Annotated in this window: 2 protein-coding genes; both read left to right on the forward strand. The window is 72.8% G+C overall.

Annotated elements, in window-relative coordinates:
• Positions 1 to 193: 193 nt before the first annotated feature.
• A complete protein-coding gene (locus ACFWVP_RS15235) occupies positions 194 to 682 on the forward strand; it encodes a SigE family RNA polymerase sigma factor (protein WP_384496811.1) in 489 nt (162 codons plus the stop codon).
• Positions 679 to 1,452: a hypothetical protein gene (locus ACFWVP_RS15240; RefSeq protein ID WP_384496813.1), complete on the forward strand. Its 774-nt coding sequence runs from the start codon at positions 679 to 681 to the stop codon at positions 1,450 to 1,452. Before ACFWVP_RS15235 ends, ACFWVP_RS15240 begins: the two co-directional genes overlap by 4 nt.
• Positions 1,453 to 1,526 lie beyond the last annotated feature (74 nt).

The following is a 1,526-nucleotide window of genomic DNA, read 5'->3' on the forward strand; positions in this document are numbered from 1 at the left end:
TTATTTTTTTAACACCCCCCGGGCGGGGTGTTGGGGGTGATGGGGGGTGGGCCCCCCCACGGGGCGGGGGGTGGGGGGCGCCCCCGCCCCCCCCTCCCCCGCGTCCGGCCGTCGCTGCAACCTGCCACCCGCCCCGGCGCACTGGAAGGGTGAGACGGTCCGCGTCCGCGGGCCGGGAGAGGGGGTGGTGACGATGCGGACCGATGACGACGCCGCGCTGTACGCCTTCGTCGAGGACCGGCGCACCGCGCTGTACCGCAGCGCCTACCTGCTGTGCGGCGACCGGCACGAGGCCGACGACCTGGTCCAGACGACGCTGGTGAAGGTCGTCCTCGGCGGGAGGCGTCACGGGCGGCTCGACAACATCGAGGCGTACGCGCGCAAGACCCTGGTGAACACCTTCATCGCGGGCCGCCGCAGATTCTGGCGGCGCGAGCAGGCGTACGGAGAACTGCCCGACCACGCGGGCACTCCGGCCGACACGGACACCGGCCTCATGGTCCGGGCGGCACTCGCCCGGCTCACGGCCAGGCAGCGTGCCGTGCTGGTGCTGCGCTACTGGGAGGACCTGAGCGTCGAGGCCACGGCCGAGCTGCTCGGGATGCGGGAGAACACGGTCAAGAGCCACACGGCTCGGGGGTTGGCGGCGCTGCGCGCCGAAATGGCGGAGGAACTCGTATGAACGACGTGCACGAACTGCTGGAGCGGGCCACCGAGGGGGCGGGCCGTCCGGCCGTCTCCACCGAGGCGGTGTACGCCCGGGCCGCCAGGGTCCGGTACAGGCGCCGCGCCGTCGTGTCGGCCGCCGCGCTCGCGGTCGTCGCGGCCGGAGCCGTCACGCTGCCCGGGTTCGCGGCCGGGCCGGAGACGGAGCGGTCCTCGGTGGCCTCGGCGCCGGCGGGGCAGGCCGACAGGGCGGGGAAGGCGGAGCGGCTGGCGGCGCTCCTCCCGGCCGGGGTGGGAGACATCGAACAGGTCTCCCTGGCCGCCCTGATCAAGCAGGCGAAACCCGAGCAGGACCACACGGAGTACGTGGGCCCGCTGGACGGGCAGTACGCGGTCCGCAGGGACGGCGGGGTCGGCTATCTCGTCCTGCTGCTGATGGATGCCCCGCAGGTCACCGAGAAGTTCGGCGGATCCCCCGTGGGTGACCTCTGCGAGCCACAGGGACACGACCTGCGCCGATCCGACTGCGTGCACGAGGAACTGCCGGACGGCAGCGCGCTGACGATCTGGAGCGACTCGATGGAGTACGGAGACGGCGGTACGCCGCAGTGGGGCCCCGAGCTGATCGGACGGCTCGAACTGAAGGACGGATCGCTGCTCGCGGCCCGCTCCAGCACGGGTTACACCGGCGACCGGTCCCAGGGGCCGCTGCTCAAGAGCCCCCCGATCGGCCGGGAGCAGCTGCGCACGCTCCTGCTGAGTCCGGAACTCCTGCCGGAGAAGTAGGGGCACACATACGGAAGGGGGGGGGGGGGCGGGGGCCGGACCCCCCCGCACCCGACCAAGGGGGTATAAAAAAA

Origin of the sequence: Streptomyces sp. NPDC058637 (genome assembly GCF_042717325.1) — a bacterium.
In the GTDB taxonomy this organism is placed as follows: domain Bacteria; phylum Actinomycetota; class Actinomycetes; order Streptomycetales; family Streptomycetaceae; genus Streptomyces.